This is a genomic window from Microbacterium sp. H6 (assembly GCF_003314775.1).
GTDB lineage: Bacteria > Actinomycetota > Actinomycetes > Actinomycetales > Microbacteriaceae > Microbacterium > Microbacterium oxydans.
Map to the genome: position 1 here is coordinate 1 of NZ_QOAY01000008.1, position 653 is coordinate 653.

Consider the following 653-nt stretch of genomic DNA (forward strand, 5'->3'; position numbering starts at 1 on the left):
CTTCGGGCCGACCGGCGCCAGCGACCTCGGCCCCGACCTCGAGGCGCTCGCGACGGACCGCTCCGATGCCAGCGGCACTGCGTACTGGAGCGCCTCGACCGGTGCCTACGATCTCGATCTGCTCGCGCGGGCGTTCGGTCGCGTCCCGCACCTCCCCAAGGTGCTCGGACCTGCCGAGAGGATGGGCGTCACCCGCACGGGCACGGTGGTCGGCGCGGGTCTGGGGGACAACGCCGGGGGCGCGCTCGGACTCGATGCCCGACCGGGCGACGCCGTGATCTCGATCGGCACGAGCGGCACGGTCTTCGCCGTGTCCGAACACCCGATCGCCGACGCCACCGGGGCGGTCGCCGGCTTCGCTGACGGGAGCGGGAACCATCTTCCCCTCGTCGCCACGCTCAACGCGGCGCGGGTGCTCGATGCCGTCGCGGGTCTGCTCGGCGTCGATCACGCCGAACTCGCACGCCTGGCGCTGGAGTCAGAGCCGGGTGCGGGCGGACTGGTGCTGCAGCCCTACTTCGAGGGAGAGCGCACCCCGAATCGTCCGGATGCCACGGCCACGCTGTTCGGCATGTCGCTCGCCTCCACGCGCAGGGAGACGCTGGCGCGTGCCGCGGTGGAAGGACTGCTGTGCGGGCTCGCCGACGGCCTCG

1 protein-coding gene is annotated in these 653 nt (G+C 73.2%); it reads left to right on the forward strand.

From position 1 onward, the window contains the following. Positions 1–653, forward strand: a 653-nt coding sequence (locus tag DSP71_RS00310) for an FGGY-family carbohydrate kinase (protein ID WP_258546183.1), incomplete at both ends; no start/stop codon positions are given.